Below are 14,774 nucleotides of genomic sequence, written 5' to 3' on the forward strand. Positions count from 1 at the left end.
ACCTACGATATCTGAGTAGAGTCGAGGAAGGGCGCGGTTGCTTAGGCCGTGCGGCATCGCCCCGTTTCCCCTCCCCGCTCATCAAACCGGACGTGCGGATCTACGGCATCCGGCTTTCCGACTGGCTTCATCATGAGGCACGCAGCGGCGACATTCCACGCCCGCGATGAAGGCGCAGCACCCTTAGTTCCTCGTAGATAGTCTCGCGAGAGAACCGCTTTATGCCGCGCCCCGGCACTTTGTGTCGCTTGCACTGGAAGTTGCGCACCCGATCATAGACGTGATTGTCAATGGTCTGGTACGCCGATGCGCGAACGCCATACGAGAAGTATGCCGACCAACCGCGCAAAAGGCGGTTCAGTCGAGCTTGCACTTCAGGCCAGGCGCCCTTGTTACCCGGCGTCGGCAAGTCACTGACTTTAGTCTTGATCCGCTGCATACTCTTCCTGGATGGTGCTGCGCCAAGATACCAACGACCACCTTGTGTCAAGCGACGTCCGGATTTAACCCGGTAACGACATGAAGAAGTGACCCCCCTTGTTGTTTTGGCGGATGTGGAGCAAGCCGCTCGCGGAGCGCGCCCCCATAGCGCCGTAGCGAGCGAGCGGCTTGCTTCACGGCTTTTTCTCCGATTTAGCTTCTGGCGCGGCGGCCTTCTGCAAAAGCCCGCTACGACGCTTTTCCTTCAAGCGGTAGCTGTCGCCGCGGATTGTGATCACGTGACTGTGGTGTAACAGGCGATCAAGGATCGCGGTGGCGACCACAGGGTCGCCGAAGACTGAGCCCCACTCGCCGACGCTGCGGTTGCTGGTGAGCAGGATCGCGCCTCTCTCGTAACGGCGGCTGACGAGCTGGAAGAAGAGATGTGCGGCATTGGGCTCAAAGGGCAGATAGCCGAGTTCGTCGATGATCAGGAGCTTTGGCTTGGCAAATTGCGCGAGCCGCTCGTCAAGCCTGCCTTCGCTGTGTCCTTTGGCAAGTTGCGCAACGACCGTCGTGGCTGCGACGAACTGCACGGAATGCCCAGCCAGGATCGCTTCACGCCCCAGCGCGACCGCCAGGTGCGTCTTGCCAACGCCAGGCGGCCCAAGCAGCAGCACGTTCTCGCCATTGGCAATCCAGCGCGCGCCAGCAAGCTCACGTACCTGCTTGGGGTCTAGCGACGGCTGGGCCGAGAAGTCGAAGCCGGAGAGATCGCGAACGAACGGGAAGCGAGCGAGTTTGAGGGTCATCTCGATGCGCCGCTCGTCCTCGCGGGCGATCTCGCGCTCGCACAGTAGCGCCAGGGTCTCGCGCAGGCTCAGCTCTTGTCGGCCGGCCTCGTCCAATAGCCCATCCAACTGGTCGCGGACGGCGGTCAGCTTCAGCCGGGTCAGCATATCGCTCAGGCGATCGGGGACAGCGGCGCGCATCAGAAGCTCCCCCCGACGATTGCCTCATACTCGCCGAGCGGCCGCAGCAGCGCCGGCGAGTGCGGCACAACGAACGATCCTGCGAGCGCGCCAGCCCGGTTCGATCCAGTCAGGCCCGCAAAATGCTCGGGGTCGACGACGCGGCGGCGACGACCGGCACAAATCGGATGGACGGCCACCTCATGGATCCCATGGTGGATGCGCACTAGCCCGTCGGCGATCATCACTCGCACCATCTCGCCGATTAGCCGCCAGGGCACCGAGTAGGCGTTGCCATCGATCTCGACGGCACAGTCGGCCTGCACACGGCGGATCACTTCACGTGCAGCCTGGAAGGGCGGCCTCCCAACGATGGGCTTGAGTGCCTGCGCTTCCGCCCGCCTGAACCGCTCGATCGGAGGATCGCCGGTCGTGCCATGCTGGCGCAGGTCGGCGACCTCCCGCGTCCAAGCCTCAAGATGTGCCTCAAGGGCGTCCCAGCTCGGGAAGGCGCGGCCCGCGATCGCGTTTCGTTTTACGTAACCAACGCCGTTCTCGGTCTTGCCCTTGGTCCGGGCTCGGTATGGCGCGCAGGCACAGGGCCGGAAGCCCCAGTGCTTGGCAAATGCACTCAGTTTGTCGTTGAACACCACTGTGCGCGTGATGGCGTCATGCTCTACGACCAAGGCACGGCCATTGTCGAACAGCACTTCTTCGGGCACGCCGCCGAACCTCATGAACGCGCTTTCCAGGCCGTCGAACCAGCTCTCTTGCCGTTCGTTGCGGAAGGCTCTGGCATGATGCCGGCGCGAGCCCAACGTGGCGACGAACAGGTAGACGCGAACCTTGTTGCCGCCGATCTCAACCAGCCGTTCGCCAAAATCGATTTGCAGTTGCTTGCCAGGCGTCGTCTCGAACCGCACCGTCGCGCGCGCTTCCGCCGCAAGCTCCTGGCGATAGCGCTGTACCGCCCGCTCAACTGTGCGCAGGCAGACAACGATGCCTTTCTCAGCTGCCAACTCCTGGCGGATCACGTCAGCATTGCCGCGGTGCTGCCGCAGACGCTCCTTGAGCCAGCTCTCCTGGCCCTCAAGCGCCTTTTTGCGCCGCGGTTGCCGATAGGGTGTCCAGCCGCCGGCCGCGATGTACTCCTTCACCGTGTTGCGGCTGACCCCGAGCTCCCGGGCAATCCGTTTGCTACCCCACCCCAGCTCGTTGAGCCGGAGTATTGCCGAAACCTCGTCCGGCTCCAGCATGGCCTCCCTCCGCGGATCTTTGAACCGCAGAGGACCTGAACTGAGTCGCTGCATAAAACCCCCGTTTTGATCGTGTCGCGAGGGGGTCAATTCCTCGTGTCGTGAGGGGGGCAATTTCCCATGTCGCCCGACACCTTGAGGAAAATGGCGTGGTCCCAGCGTGTAGCCAAGAAAATCGAAGCTTTCCCGCCGAGCATCTTTCACCGAGGTTTTCGCCTCGTTGAGCGACAGCCCGAGCGCCGTCATCACTGCTCTTGTCCACGTCAGCGCTTCGTCGGCGTGACCGCGGCTGAGAATGACGAAGTCATCGGGAACGCTTCTCCGCGCCCGCTCAGACGCCAATGCTTCAGGAATCGGTTCATGTAGATGACGGAAAGCAGCGGACTGGCGACACCACCCTGAGGCGTGCCGCGTTTGCTGCCTTTACCCCCACTCATGCATGGAATCCCGCCATCCCGCTCCTCGACTGGAGCTTGTAGCCACACCTTGATCAGCCGCAGCACGTTCCGATCAACGATGCGTCGGGCCACCGATTTGAGGAGGTCCGAGTGCGGAATCATGTCGAAGTATTTCGACAGGTCGGTGTCAACGACGTCGGTATAGCCCCGACAGATCAGCCGGTGCGTTTCCTTGACGGCATCAACCGCTACCGCGCGGGCGATAGCCATAGGCTCAATCCTCGAAGTCTGCTTCGAAGATCGGTTCCAGCACAAGCTTGGCAGCGGTTTGAACGACTCGATCCCGAACGGTCGGGATGCCGAGTGGGCGTTCGCCACCCCCCGGCTTCGGAATCATCACTCGCCGCACCGGCTGGGCCGGTACCTCTTCGCAAGCAGTTCCTTGCGCAGGCCTGTCAGCCAATTCTCCGTGCCCGACGCTTCGATCTCAGCGAAAGTGATGCCGTCCACACCCGGCGCGCCCGCATTCGCGCGGGCCGACGCATAAGCGTGACGCAGAATGTCTTCGCGGCAGATCTTGTCGTAGAGCAGGTAGAAGCGGAAGGCAGGCTCCGCCTTCGCCTTACAGTAAAGCTTTCTCTGAAGGTTCCTGATCTTTTCGGGCGTTTCCAGGCTCATCGCCAATCACCACATCCTCATCATCTTCAAAAGCATGCCAGAAGTCAGGGTCCTTTCCTCCACCGGCATTACCCGGCCTCAACGGTCGTACGACCCTGTCCGACTCCCGCCCGGTCCGCTGCCAGAAGCAGCGTCGAAGTCGCGACCTCCGACAGAGCGGGTCTCCCCGATTACGCGCATCACCCTTCCAGCGTGCCGTGTCCATTACCCCGGTGGACCGGACAGGTGCATCCCTCGATTGCTTCCCTATCCGCACGGCCTTCCCCAGATTCGAGGTAGGTCGGCATCCACACCGCTACTTTCGAGGCCTGCTCAGACTTTACTCACGTTACGGCCCGTTGGATCGCTCAACCGTCCAAAGACGGCCTTTGTCACGAGGCTCCGATCCGTCAGTTGCCCTCCGAAGCGCTCGTCAGCTACCAGATCAATCGACAACTCTCTGGGTGGAATCTTCCTCCACTGTTGACACGCGCCTTCGGGGTGCACTCCAATCTTACGCATAAGGCAGGCGTGAGCCTTGGTAAGCGGAGCTTTACGCTCAGAAATCGACGCTCGTCCTGAAATGATGCAACGATCCGACATCGTTTCGGCCGGCATTCCGCCGCGCGCCGAGCTGGAGGCGATGATGGCCAAGCCGTCATCGGCGGATGTTCCACCATTTGTTGAGGGCGGAACCTATCTCGAGGCGGCGGACAGTCGGCAAAATGGGTACAACGCCTTTGCCGACTGGTCGACGTGGCTCAGGATAGTGACGGGCAGCGGTGCAAGCTGAGGGCACAGCTCGATCAGGACGGTTTGGCGTTTCGAACCTGACCGCGGGCGCAGCCTGGCCCAGTACGTCAGGCGAGCAGCTTGTCCAGCGTGATTGGGAAGCATCGGATGCGCTTTCCCGTCGCGTGATAGACCGCGTTCGCGATCGCCGCGGGCACGCCGACGATTCCGATCTCGCCCAGGCCCTTGACGCCAAGCTTGTTGATACGGTCATCGCGCTCCTCGACGAAGATCACGTCGATGTCGTGAATGTCAGCATTTACGGGGATGTGATACTCGGCGATATTGTGGTTCATGATCCGGCCGAAGCGGTGATCCATCACCGTCTCCTCGTGCAAGGCCATCCCGATCCCCCAGACCACGCCGCCCATGATCTGGCTACGGGCCGTCTTGGTGTTCAGGATCTGCCCCGCCGCGACGGCGCTCACGACTCGCGTGACGCGGATGACGCCAAGCTGCTCGTCCACCTTCACCTCGGCAAAGACTGCCGAATGCGTATTGCGCGCGTGCGACTTGTCCTCCGCGAATTGGTTGAGCTTCTGCTTCTCGATCCGCTCAAGCTTGCCGTGGCGCATTGCATCCGCGATCGGAACCGCACGGCTCCTGTCGCCTTCCTTGGCGATCGTGCCGTCGACAAGGATAACATCGGCCACATCGGCTAGTGGTGAGGCGGGTATCGCCGCGGCAAGACGCGCGAGCTCCTGGCGAATGTCCTCGGCCGCTCCCAACACCGCATGCGCGCTCGACGCGGCCATCCAGGAGCCCCCCTCGACGGGGGCCTGCGGCAGGGTCGAGTCGGCCAGTCTGACGTTGATGTTCTCGATCGGTAGCCCAAGTGCATCAGCCGCCACCTGCGCCATGATGGTGTAGGTGCCGGTGCCGATGTCGGACGCGGCACAGGACACCTCGGCGTGGCCGTTCGCCGTTAGCACGATGCGCGCTGCGACGGGCATCTGCAGCGCTTCCCATACGCCCGTCGCCATGCCCCAGCCGACCAGCTCCTTGCCGTCGCGCATTGCGCGGGGCGCCGGGTTGCGCCGGCTCCAGCCGAAGGCATCCGCGCCCCGGGCGTAGCATTCGCGCAACTGCTTGCTGGTGTAGGGGAGATCGTCGCTCTGGTCGCGGTCCGAGTAGCACTTCAGCCGCAGGTCGACGGGGTCGAGCTTGAGCGCGACCGCCAGCTCGTCCATGGCGCATTCGAGCGCGCAGACCCCTGACGCCGCGCCCGGCGCGCTCATGTCGCAGGGCGTCGACACGTCGAGACGGACGAGCTTGTGCGAACAGCGACTGTTCGAGCTCCTGTAGAGCTGCTCCGCCCAGCCCGCGTCGTTGCGCGAGAAATCCTCATACCGCGAAGTAATGGCGGTCGCCTCATGAACGACCGCGTCCAGCGTGCCGTCGGGCTTTGCGCCGAGCCCGACGCGCTCGATCGTTGCCGGCCGATAACCGATCCCGTACATCTGCTGCCGCGTCAGTACCACGCGAACACTGCGCTTGAGCGCAAGTGCGCCGAGTGTAGCCAGTACCACCTGGTATTGCGGCCGCAGACCGGAGCCGAAAGCGCCGCCGACGTAAGGCGAGAGCACGCGGATTTCGTCCGGCTTCCTGCCGAACACGCCGCAGAGAAACTTATGCACGTTCTGCACGCCTTGCGTCTTGTCGTAGACCGTGAGCCTGCCGCTGCCGTCCCACACTGCGGTGGAGACAAAGAGCTCCATCGGGTTGTGATGCTCGCTCGGAACGACATAATCCGCCTCGTGCCGAACGGCTGCTTGCGCCGATGCGCCGGCCAAGATGGCGCTGGCGAGCAGTGGATAGCGCTGCTCGATCAGCGGATCGTAGGCGAGGTCCGAGTCCGGCACCAAGGCACCGATGCGCAGGCCTCCGTCGGCCGTCTCTTCGATCTTGCGGAGCGGCAGGCGGGAGATGTCGATCAGCCTGGAAGGCTGCTCGACATTCTCCTTCATCAGGTCGATCAGGTTGGTGCCGCCAGCGATGAGCTTGGCGCCGGGATGGGCGGTGAGCAGGAGTATCGCATCGGTGACGTCGGCGGCGCGTGAATATTGGAAGTTGATCATGGGCGGCCCATTGCCTGCTGGATGGCTGCAACGATGTTCGGATAGGCGCCGCAGCGGCAGAGATTTCCGCTCATCAGCTCCCGGATCTCGTCGGCATCCCGGGCGCGGCCTTCGGCGAGCAAACCGGCCGCCGAGCAAATCTGTCCTGATGTGCAATAGCCGCACTGGAAGGCGTCGCGATCGATGAAGGCCTGTTGCAGAGGATGCAGCACACCATCCCGGGCAAGACCTTCGATGGTCGTGATCTCCGCGCCGTCGTTCATGACGGCGAGTGCCAGGCAGGAATTGATGCGCCGGCCATTGACCAGCACGGTGCAGGCGCCACACTGTCCGTGGTCGCAGCCTTTCTTAGTGCCGGTCAGCGCGAGACGGTCGCGCAGAACATCCAGGAGCGTGGTCCAAGGCACAACGTCGAGCGTGCGCCTTTCGCCATTGACGATAAGATTGATCGGAATACGGTCGGGAATTCGATTTTCGGCATCGACCATGGCTCTTCCCTGCGACGGAGGCCGAGCCGAGAAATCAAGCCATATGACGCGAAAGGCGCGTCATCTCCGCAGCGCCCAACGGACAGCAGGCCACTTGGTTCCTACGGGACTTTTCTTCGCCGGCGACAAAGCCACCGGCGCGCCGTGCTTCCAGAGGTCGCGGAGGCTTCTGCTCGGATCAAGGACGAACGTCAAGGAGGAGGCACTGTAAACCAATTCTGGGCATGGCACGGGGACAGCCAAACTCCAATGCTTGAAGGTGATCTAACCCTGGCTGCCATGGAGTGATGTTGGCAAAGGATTGAGGAAGTAGCGTCTCAGTTTAGTGGAACGCACCGATCGCGATGCTTTCAAGTTGACGTATTCGGCGCCAAGCATTCGCAAATTCCAGCGAAAGCCTCAGGTCGAGCCCTCCACTGCTCTTCCTTGATATTCACTTGCTGCCGCCTATTCGAATGCTCATCAACCGGATTCTCCTGCTCCCCTTCCTCGTAGGCCAATCCGGAGGTCTGCTGGCGCATAATCGTGACGCGTTCGTTCAAGCCGCCCCGAAGTTGTTCTAGCGCCATAATTGCTTCAACGCGATCGCGTTGCGTCGCCGAGGCATTTGGATTGCCTTCCGCGTAGAGGTGCATCGAGCGCAACGCTGCGTCGCGGGCGTTCATCAGGCCGTATGCCTCTTGCGGCCAAGAGCCAATAGATTTCATGCCACGAAAGCTCATCGAAACTTCCACAGAAGACTATCAAGCCGCAGTTCGTCGAGGGCCTTTCGGACGATGTCCCCTTCGCGCTCTAGCGATACGGCCGCCTTCACGATCATCGAGACGCAGCGGCCGCCGATTGGCGGCGCCGCTCTGCTAGCTGGCGGTACACCGGCTGCGCGGCCAAATAGGCCGCCAGCAACGCGACCATAGCAGCGATCAGCGTTTGCCACTTATCTAATCCGGCCCACAGCCTATCAACGAAGAGCGGGCCGGCAATGCCAGTCCAGCATCGCGCGCGGCATCGACGTATCAAACGCGCAATCCACGGCCGCTATGTCAAGAAGCGGGTGCTGACGGCGTTCACTGCCATCCTTCCGGCGAATAAGCCGACATATCAGCTTCTGATCATGTTCGACGAGCCGCAGCCGAAGGAGACCTACGGCCAGATCGCGTCGGGCTGGAACGCCGTTCCGACCGCGGGCAATGTCACCGCTCGTATCGGAACGCTTCTCGGCATCGAGCCCCGCTACGACCTGCCGCCTGCGGCCCGCCTTATTCTTGCAGCTTCAACAGCGCGTCAGTAGGAAAAAGGCGCGGCACCGGCGCATTGATGAGTCCGCAGTGCTGGCGATCGCGCTCCACGATGGCTTTCCGCTCAGCTGTCGGAAGGTGACGTGCGACGTCAAGAAGAAAGGTCAGCCACGGGCCGTCCAAGACCGCTTTAGTCGCTCAACGCGCAAGCGGATTAAACTTAGGGGTGGGACTGGAAATATCATTCTTCGCCGCGTTTCGATTTTTGAGTTTTTACACGGCCTGGGCCAAGAGCCGACATCGGCACAGGCTGCCACTGGTGATGGACTTACGCTATGGGCGGCTCCGGATGCCCGACGACGGGCACCGGAAGATTCAGCAACTCCTCTGATCTCGCCAAAGCTTGCCGCGAGCGCCGCAGCATATCCTGCGTCATTTCATACGCCGTGCCAAGCCACTCGGTTCTTGATGTACTCGCGCAGCATTTCCGGTCGTCTAGCAGCATAGGCCTCGGTGCGGCAGCTTGGGCATTAACTCATGTTAAGCGGGATGGCTCCGTTGGTGCCGCCAAACCGACTTGCAAAAGTTCTGAAGGTCCGCGATGTCCTTGAGTGGAATGGGCAAGAACCACCTATGGCCGGGCCGACGGATGCCACAAGGGCGATAAATTGTTCTGCAAGAGTCGACCTTGCCTGATCAGATCGGTCCCATAAACTGCTCTCTGAACAGTCCTTGGGGGCGTGCCATGCGAGAATATCCGCCGTTCGCACATTTCGCCGTCGTGCTGAAGAAGTGCGGGCGAAGCCGCTGGAAATGGGCCGTCAACGCAGCAGCGGGACAACTTCTTATGTCAGGCTCGGAGCATACTCGAGCGGGAGCACGTTACAAAGCGGATCGCGCGCTCTTCTTGCTCCTTTGTTCTAGTGCAACCCATCGTTCCGAAGCGTGGGATGAAGGACATGACCTCTTGGATCGCGCCGCAACGATTATATCAGAGGCTCGCCGGCAGCGAGACGAAAGTCGGGCGGCTATCGCAAAGCTGCGCCGGCCGAGGAACGCTCTCTTCGAAAACATTGAGAAGCTCCGTTTGGCTCATCAGACGCTTATTTTGGAGGCTACGTCTGCACGACGCTTCATGTGGAGCTCTTCGGAGAAACTGACAAAAGTTGCACGCTATCGGCCGCCTATGGTGATCGAAGATCCTCCCGCAGATTCTGAAATCTAGGAAAGCCTCGTGCCGCCAGTGGACCCGCACGCAAGAACACAACCGGGGCGGCGGCAGTCTTCCTGACGAGCGCTTCAGAACGGTTCCATATTATCAGACCAACCCGACATAGGAGCCGGAGAAGTTGGATGACTGTCAATCGGCTTCATTGCAGGCCGAATGACAACATAGCTCCGTCGAAGAGGGGTCCCAAACCCCGCAGGTACATCATCGTCGTCCATGCCACAAGAATAGCTCAGGACAGTTTAGAAAGACGTTGCCGAAGGTCCGACGTTAGAGACGTCATCAACATGCCACACCGCCCTATTCCGTCCGACAAATGTGCTGAGCGTCCAATCCTTTTGCAGATCTGAATCCTATGATCTGCGTGTTTATGCATCTCGCTTCCGAGCATGTTGCTCAAGCTGCTGTTTCAGCAATTGCTGGCGTGGGCTCCAACAAATTTCGCATAGATCGCGGACTTCGTCCGGCATGACCTGCCAATCCTCATCGGCCCAATTGACACTGATATGAGCCCAACCAATACGATTATCCGCTTTCCGTAGGCAACAATCGCAGACGAACGTCGTCTCGGTGCTCATCACCCAACCTCCGGTTCGCCTTAGCCGAACAACACAGGCCGGTAGCCCAGGTTCCCGCAGAGGCAAGTGGGTTAAGACTCGCATCAGCGGTGCCGCAGACCGCCATGCACATTCGGAGAGAGGGGCTCTTCGTGCTTCCCGGCCGCCGCTTCGGCCTCCCCCTGCCAGACGGCTATGTCGTGGAAACCAAGCGCCGGACCTAAAACGACGGCCCCAGCATCGGGCGAGCTGGGGCCGTGGAACGCTCCGGACGCAGGGGGGCTTGGGCCGGAGCAGTGCGCCAACCCGCGCATTACCGATTGGTTCCGATTCGTAAAAGCTTTCGCAGTTCGGGCAAACAAAAAAGGTGGCCGATTAACGGATCCGGAGTGTCTCGCACCAACTTCGAGCGAAACCGGCAATTCGTACAGTCCGGGACTTCGAGATGCACCAGTGCCGCCAGGCGTCATGATAAGCAGCATTGTTCAGCATTAAACCGCCAGACGGCCGCCGGCCGGCGAGGCATTGGGGGTGTAGGCCGGGGCCGCTGTGCTTGGTCTCCAAGCAGACGCGAGCCTACTCACATGGCGAGAAACACCTCTGTTCACTTTCGCACAGTTCCGTTGCCTATTTTTCCCAAGCTGATTCACGTAGACAATTGCAATCAAGGAATGAGCGCGGCCTACTCATCGGTTCGCAGGAAGTGAGCGCGATGGTGAGTGAAAATGCGCTACCACCAACAAACAGGTTTCTTATTCGTATGGGAGGCATGGGTTGGATGGTTTACGATCGAGAGCGTCGGGGCCCAGTGTAGCGCGGCAATCTGGGTAGGAAGTCGCCTTCTATCCTGATCGCCGCGCGACAGCCCAGCGATAATCGGGACCGACGTAGCAGCTAATTTGACAAAGGAGCAGGCAGAGCGAGCGTAAGAAAACCTTGTTGGGTCGGCGCACGACTCTGAATAGCTTTGAGCTGCGTGCTATTTCATACTGCGTCCGCCAGCTTGTCTTGCTAGGGCTTTCAGGGCGGAGGGGACGAGTATGAACCGGCTAAAGGACGCGTTGGAGCACCTCGAAGCTCCTGTCTGCCTCAGTTGCCACATAAGCATGAGCTGGTTTCGATCCGAACTAGTGCGAGACACTTCACCCGCCATAATCGCTCACCTCTTCGTCTGCCCGAACTGCAAGCGCGCTCAGCGGACTGATACTAAGCTTACACCGGTCCGCTTCGCGCCCGACAAGCTGGCGGCTCCCCGGTTTCGCGTGATCGCAGGGGGAAGAAAGACCAGCTAGGGGCTTCTATTTGGGGTCCCCGTTAGCCATGCCATCACGGCCAGCGGCGTGGCCCGTGATGAAATGCCGAGTTTCGGCTAAGAGCACCATCCGACCAGAGCGTTTCCGCAAGAAAGCACGAATATGATTGTCCCCGGTGCGCGCGCCCAAGCTCGCACGGTCTTGTTGGCAGCTCTCAGAACCGAGGGGCGAAGGATTTGAATTGCATCGCGGATAGTTGCGACGATTGGTTGGCGGCGAATCCGTCCGCGTAGCCGAGCAACCCGTAGTGCACGCACGACCGTTTCAGGATCGGGAAGCGCTCTCTTATCTTCCAAAAGGCTCCAGGTGAGGCGCTTGAGATCAAATGTCTCCTGGTCAATTTGGGAGAACGATCCGGAAGCCGTGATGCTTGCGTGGTCCGTCATGTCGTAAAAGATAAGACCATCGTCTATCGCCACCATGTCGCCATGACAGGCCAGATCAACGAAGAACAGTTGGTCCACTCCCCAACTTATCGACTGGTAGTTTCGCATCAGGCAGCCGGCTTTGACGACGTTGCCATTGACCAGCAGCGTGGAAGGGACCATCCGCAGCAACCGGGTCTTCCCCGCCAAATAGAGATCCGCCAGGCACTGCTGACTTGAATAACAGTAAATCTCGCCTCCTCGTCGGTACCTTATGCCGTTGTCCTGAACGAGATGGCATGTGGAGGTCATAAATGCTGCGGCTGGGTAAGCCCTCGCAAGCTTCGCGAAAGTTGTGAGCGCTCCTGGCGCTAGCCAGTCGTCATCATGCAACAATTTGATCCAGGGGCCGCGACACGTAAGCATCGCGTTGTTCGTGTTCTCGACCTGACCACGGCCTCTGCGATTTTCGATAACTCGGATGCGCGGCTCCTTGTGGGCATACTCGCACGAAATATGCCAACTCTCGCCCGCCGGCCCTTCGTCATCGCTTATAACCAATTCCCAATCGGAGAAGTCCTGCTGCAGCACGCTTTCGACCGCGCGGCGCAGCATGTCTGGACGGCGGAAGGTTGGTATCGCGACCGAAATGAATGGCTGGAAGTCCGAGCCTTGGGAGCTGCCGCGCCGCTTGGCCTGCAACCTGTCCATTCGGTAGCTCCTCACTAAGAAGCGATTGCTCAAGATCGTCCTCGCGTCCGATCGAAACTGATCGCAGTCAAAGTAGACCATCCTCGCGCTGAGTAAGCCGAGTTGGCCGGACGCTGGACACCGAGGGGCACATCGTCATCGTCCATTTGCATGACGGTGGCGCGGCCGCGATGTTTTGAAGCAGATCACAACGAGAAAACGCTTCACACATGCTTATTGCGATGCACCAACAGGCGGCAAGAAGGTCGGTCCTTGGACAGGGACTGTCGTCTCCGCCGATCTTCTTCACTTCGGAGATCGTGAAGCAAAGAGCGGGGCGTAGCGGAGCTTGTTAAGTCGCGGCTCGCGTCTCGCAAAAGCGGCCCCAACTCGGGGGCTAAGTTGGGGCCGTTACACTACGCGGGAGCCAGCCAATTGGGATTATGCTGGCCCAACACTAAACATATGAGCGGCTCGGGCAGTCTGGCGATATGGCATTCGATGTATGGAGCTGGCGCGACCGCTCCCGTCCTGCCCACTTCGGCCGCCATGCTCGTTAGCCCGCGTCGCAGCTGTCAAACGCCATCTAGAACTGCTCCCGCATATTGCCTCAGATGACAATGTTACCGAAGCGCACCCTGGCGTCTTCTGGGTCGGCTGCCGCGAGTCGGAGCAAGCCGCTCGCGTAGCGCGCCCTCCAGAGCGCCGGAGCGAGCGAGCGGCTTGCGGTGATTCGGCGAAAGATCCTGTCGGGTATTAGATACTAAGAGACGAAGCTTGGACCGATAGCATGATCTCTGTGCTGCTGATGAGCTGTCGAGCGGCCTTTGATCGCCAATTCTTCATCAACCGCTGCACCAAGCGCGGCGTCTTCAGTGTCATCAAGCGCGAGTCCGCCGCCGCTCCGCCATCGAACCCATCATCGGACACCTGAAGGCGGATGGTCACCTCGGCCGCTGTTACCTGGAAGTCCGCGCCGGCGATGCGCCTAACGTCATCCTCTCAGCCGTCGGCCACAACTTCCGCCGCATCCTCGCCGCTCAGAACTCTTTGTGCCTCATCCTGCTCCAGCTATGGCGCACGTTCGGTCGTTCCGCCCGCTCAATTCGCCTTAACGGACGACTATGCAGCGGTCCGACGCTCAGCCGTGAGCTAGAAATGGCTCGGCCGCCCCGAGTCCTAGAGACCACGATAGCCGTCGGGATTCTTCAATTGCCAACGCCAATGGTCCGCACACATATGCGCCAAAGACCGCGTCGATTTCCAACCCAGTACACTTTCCGCACGCGTCGGATCGGCATAATAGATTGCAACATCGCCGACCCTACGTTCACCGAACACATACGGAATTGACCTGCCGCTCACAGCCTCGAATGTTCGAACCACGTCCAAGACGCTGCTGGCGACTCCCCTTCCGAGATTGACCAGAGCAGGCCGGGCAGCTCCAGTCGGCGCTAAGCACTTAGATGCCCGGACGCAAGATCGACAACATGGATGAAGTCGCGAATTCCGGTGCCATCCGGCATGTCATAGTCGTTGGCGAAAGCAAAGGTCAAGAAACTCATCTTTAGTTCGTCCGCTAGCGTCTACGGGACACCTGCGTACCTGCCCTCGACGAGAAGCATCCTCTCGGACGGTAAATCCGTACGGCCGCACCAAGCTTTTCTCAAAGAGATGCTGAACGATCTCTATCGTTCAGACGACGAATGGCGGATTGGCATTCTGCGCTACTTCAATCCGGTTGGGGCGCACGAAAGCGGGCTCATCGAAGATCCGCTGGGAATTCCGAACCATGGCCGACACGAGCCGCATCGTTCCCAGGACGTTGTTCTCGTAATACGTCATCGGCTGAAGGTTTGATTCGCCTAAGGATCCACTCGTGAGACACTTCGTTCCTGTTGGAGAGATTGTCGACTGTGACGACGTCAAACCCGGCGTCCAGTAACGCGATGCACACGTGAGACCCCATGGAGCCGGCCCCGCCCGTCAACATGATCATCAGCGACACCTTCCCTATTGGCTCAAACTGCCCAGGCGTCGGCGCGCTCCAGAGGGGTTAGTCGCTCATGTGCGTGCCTCTCGCCAGAGCCAGCGCAAGCGCCGAAGCTTTATCCCCTCCGGTGTCTCCCATGGTCCGCCAACGGACTTCGTAGTGCGCGGCCGTTTCCGGTCGTTTAGTATAGCTTCGTGTCTTCGAATATTGCTGCGACCAAGTGCCTGGCTCTCGGATTGGCAAGTCTCCGCGGTAGTAAATAGGTGGCGGACTGAACGAGCTTTCGGGCTCGGAGCACCGCAAGAGAACAGGAGTCTTTACCGCTTCCGCTTC

General features: G+C 60.3%; 12 protein-coding genes and 2 pseudogenes. 4 read left to right on the plus strand and 10 right to left on the minus strand.

The genetic code is table 11. The features are described from left to right. Positions 1-130 precede the first annotated feature (130 nt). From ACVWY3_RS20155 to ACVWY3_RS20175, 5 genes are all read right to left on the minus strand, one after another. Positions 131-439, minus strand: coding sequence for a group II intron maturase-specific domain-containing protein (locus ACVWY3_RS20155; RefSeq protein WP_456840039.1), 309 nt, complete (start codon positions 437-439; stop codon positions 131-133). 175 nt (positions 440-614) lie between these two features. Further along, entirely contained in the window at positions 615-1,412 is a 798-nt protein-coding gene (gene istB / locus ACVWY3_RS20160) for an IS21-like element helper ATPase IstB (protein WP_456840040.1), read from the minus strand. Continuing rightward, entirely contained in the window at positions 1,412-2,647 is a 1,236-nt protein-coding gene (gene istA, locus ACVWY3_RS20165; RefSeq protein WP_456840041.1) for an IS21 family transposase, read from the minus strand. Before istA ends, istB begins: the two co-directional genes overlap by 1 nt. A 263-nt stretch (positions 2,648-2,910) precedes the next feature. Further along, positions 2,911-3,315 carry a reverse transcriptase domain-containing protein gene (locus ACVWY3_RS20170; protein WP_456840042.1) on the minus strand — a complete coding sequence of 135 codons (405 nt, stop codon included), beginning with the start codon at positions 3,313-3,315 and terminating at the stop codon, positions 2,911-2,913. Positions 3,316-3,441: 126 nt separating this feature from the next. Further along, a complete protein-coding gene (locus ACVWY3_RS20175) occupies positions 3,442-3,729 on the minus strand; it encodes a hypothetical protein (protein WP_456840043.1) in 288 nt (95 codons plus the stop codon). A gap of 511 nt (positions 3,730-4,240) precedes the next feature. Here ACVWY3_RS20175 and ACVWY3_RS20180 point away from each other — a divergent pair. Next, a complete protein-coding gene (locus ACVWY3_RS20180; RefSeq protein WP_456840044.1) occupies positions 4,241-4,495 on the plus strand; it encodes a hypothetical protein in 255 nt (84 codons plus the stop codon). A gap of 67 nt (positions 4,496-4,562) precedes the next feature. Here ACVWY3_RS20180 and ACVWY3_RS20185 read toward each other — a convergent pair whose 3' ends face one another. The 3 genes from ACVWY3_RS20185 to ACVWY3_RS20195 all read right to left on the minus strand — a co-directional run bounded on the left by ACVWY3_RS20185 (position 4,563) and on the right by ACVWY3_RS20195 (position 7,782). Next, entirely contained in the window at positions 4,563-6,572 is a 2,010-nt protein-coding gene (locus tag ACVWY3_RS20185) for a molybdopterin cofactor-binding domain-containing protein (RefSeq protein ID WP_456840045.1), read from the minus strand. Further along, a complete protein-coding gene (locus tag ACVWY3_RS20190; RefSeq protein ID WP_456840046.1) occupies positions 6,569-7,060 on the minus strand; it encodes a (2Fe-2S)-binding protein in 492 nt (163 codons plus the stop codon). The genes ACVWY3_RS20185 and ACVWY3_RS20190 overlap by 4 nt, the downstream gene beginning before the upstream one ends. Positions 7,061-7,410: 350 nt before the next feature. Beyond that, entirely contained in the window at positions 7,411-7,782 is a 372-nt protein-coding gene (locus tag ACVWY3_RS20195) for a hypothetical protein (protein ID WP_456840047.1), read from the minus strand. Positions 7,783-8,075: 293 nt separating this feature from the next. Between ACVWY3_RS20195 and ACVWY3_RS20200 the strand changes: the two are divergent. Beyond that, positions 8,076-8,348: pseudogene (locus ACVWY3_RS20200) on the plus strand (penicillin-binding protein 2); the annotation flags it as partial. Between the two features lie 3,101 nt (positions 8,349-11,449). Here the strand turns inward: ACVWY3_RS20200 and ACVWY3_RS20205 are convergent. Beyond that, positions 11,450-12,469, minus strand: coding sequence for a glycosyltransferase family 2 protein (locus tag ACVWY3_RS20205; protein ID WP_456840048.1), 1,020 nt, complete (start codon positions 12,467-12,469; stop codon positions 11,450-11,452). An 835-nt stretch (positions 12,470-13,304) separates the two neighbouring features. Here ACVWY3_RS20205 and ACVWY3_RS20210 point away from each other — a divergent pair. After that, positions 13,305-13,531 (plus strand): annotated as a pseudogene (locus ACVWY3_RS20210) (IS5/IS1182 family transposase); the annotation flags it as partial. Between the two features lie 453 nt (positions 13,532-13,984). Further along, positions 13,985-14,308 (plus strand): NAD-dependent epimerase/dehydratase family protein, encoded by a 324-nt coding sequence (locus ACVWY3_RS20215; protein WP_456840049.1) that lies wholly within the window; start codon positions 13,985-13,987, stop codon positions 14,306-14,308. Here ACVWY3_RS20215 and ACVWY3_RS20220 read toward each other — a convergent pair. After that, positions 14,211-14,447 (minus strand): NAD-dependent epimerase/dehydratase family protein, encoded by a 237-nt coding sequence (locus ACVWY3_RS20220; protein WP_456840050.1) that lies wholly within the window; start codon positions 14,445-14,447, stop codon positions 14,211-14,213. The genes ACVWY3_RS20215 and ACVWY3_RS20220 overlap by 98 nt on opposite strands. Between the last annotated feature and the right edge of the window lie 327 nt (positions 14,448-14,774).

It is taken from the genome of Bradyrhizobium sp. USDA 4486 (genome assembly GCF_054057995.1).

Coding starts and splice junctions, on each gene's coding strand:
- ACVWY3_RS20155 (WP_456840039.1), bottom strand. CDS start 439: ATGCAGCGGATCAAGACTAAAGTCAGTGACTTGCCGACGCCGGGTAAC.
- istB (WP_456840040.1), bottom strand. CDS start 1,412: ATGCGCGCCGCTGTCCCCGATCGCCTGAGCGATATGCTGACCCGGCTG.
- istA (WP_456840041.1), bottom strand. CDS start 2,647: ATGCTGGAGCCGGACGAGGTTTCGGCAATACTCCGGCTCAACGAGCTG.
- ACVWY3_RS20170 (WP_456840042.1), bottom strand. CDS start 3,315: ATGGCTATCGCCCGCGCGGTAGCGGTTGATGCCGTCAAGGAAACGCAC.
- ACVWY3_RS20185 (WP_456840045.1), bottom strand. CDS start 6,572: ATGATCAACTTCCAATATTCACGCGCCGCCGACGTCACCGATGCGATA.
- ACVWY3_RS20190 (WP_456840046.1), bottom strand. CDS start 7,060: ATGGTCGATGCCGAAAATCGAATTCCCGACCGTATTCCGATCAATCTT.
- ACVWY3_RS20195 (WP_456840047.1), bottom strand. CDS start 7,782: ATGAGCTTTCGTGGCATGAAATCTATTGGCTCTTGGCCGCAAGAGGCA.
- ACVWY3_RS20205 (WP_456840048.1), bottom strand. CDS start 12,469: ATGGACAGGTTGCAGGCCAAGCGGCGCGGCAGCTCCCAAGGCTCGGAC.
- ACVWY3_RS20220 (WP_456840050.1), bottom strand. CDS start 14,447: ATGATCATGTTGACGGGCGGGGCCGGCTCCATGGGGTCTCACGTGTGC.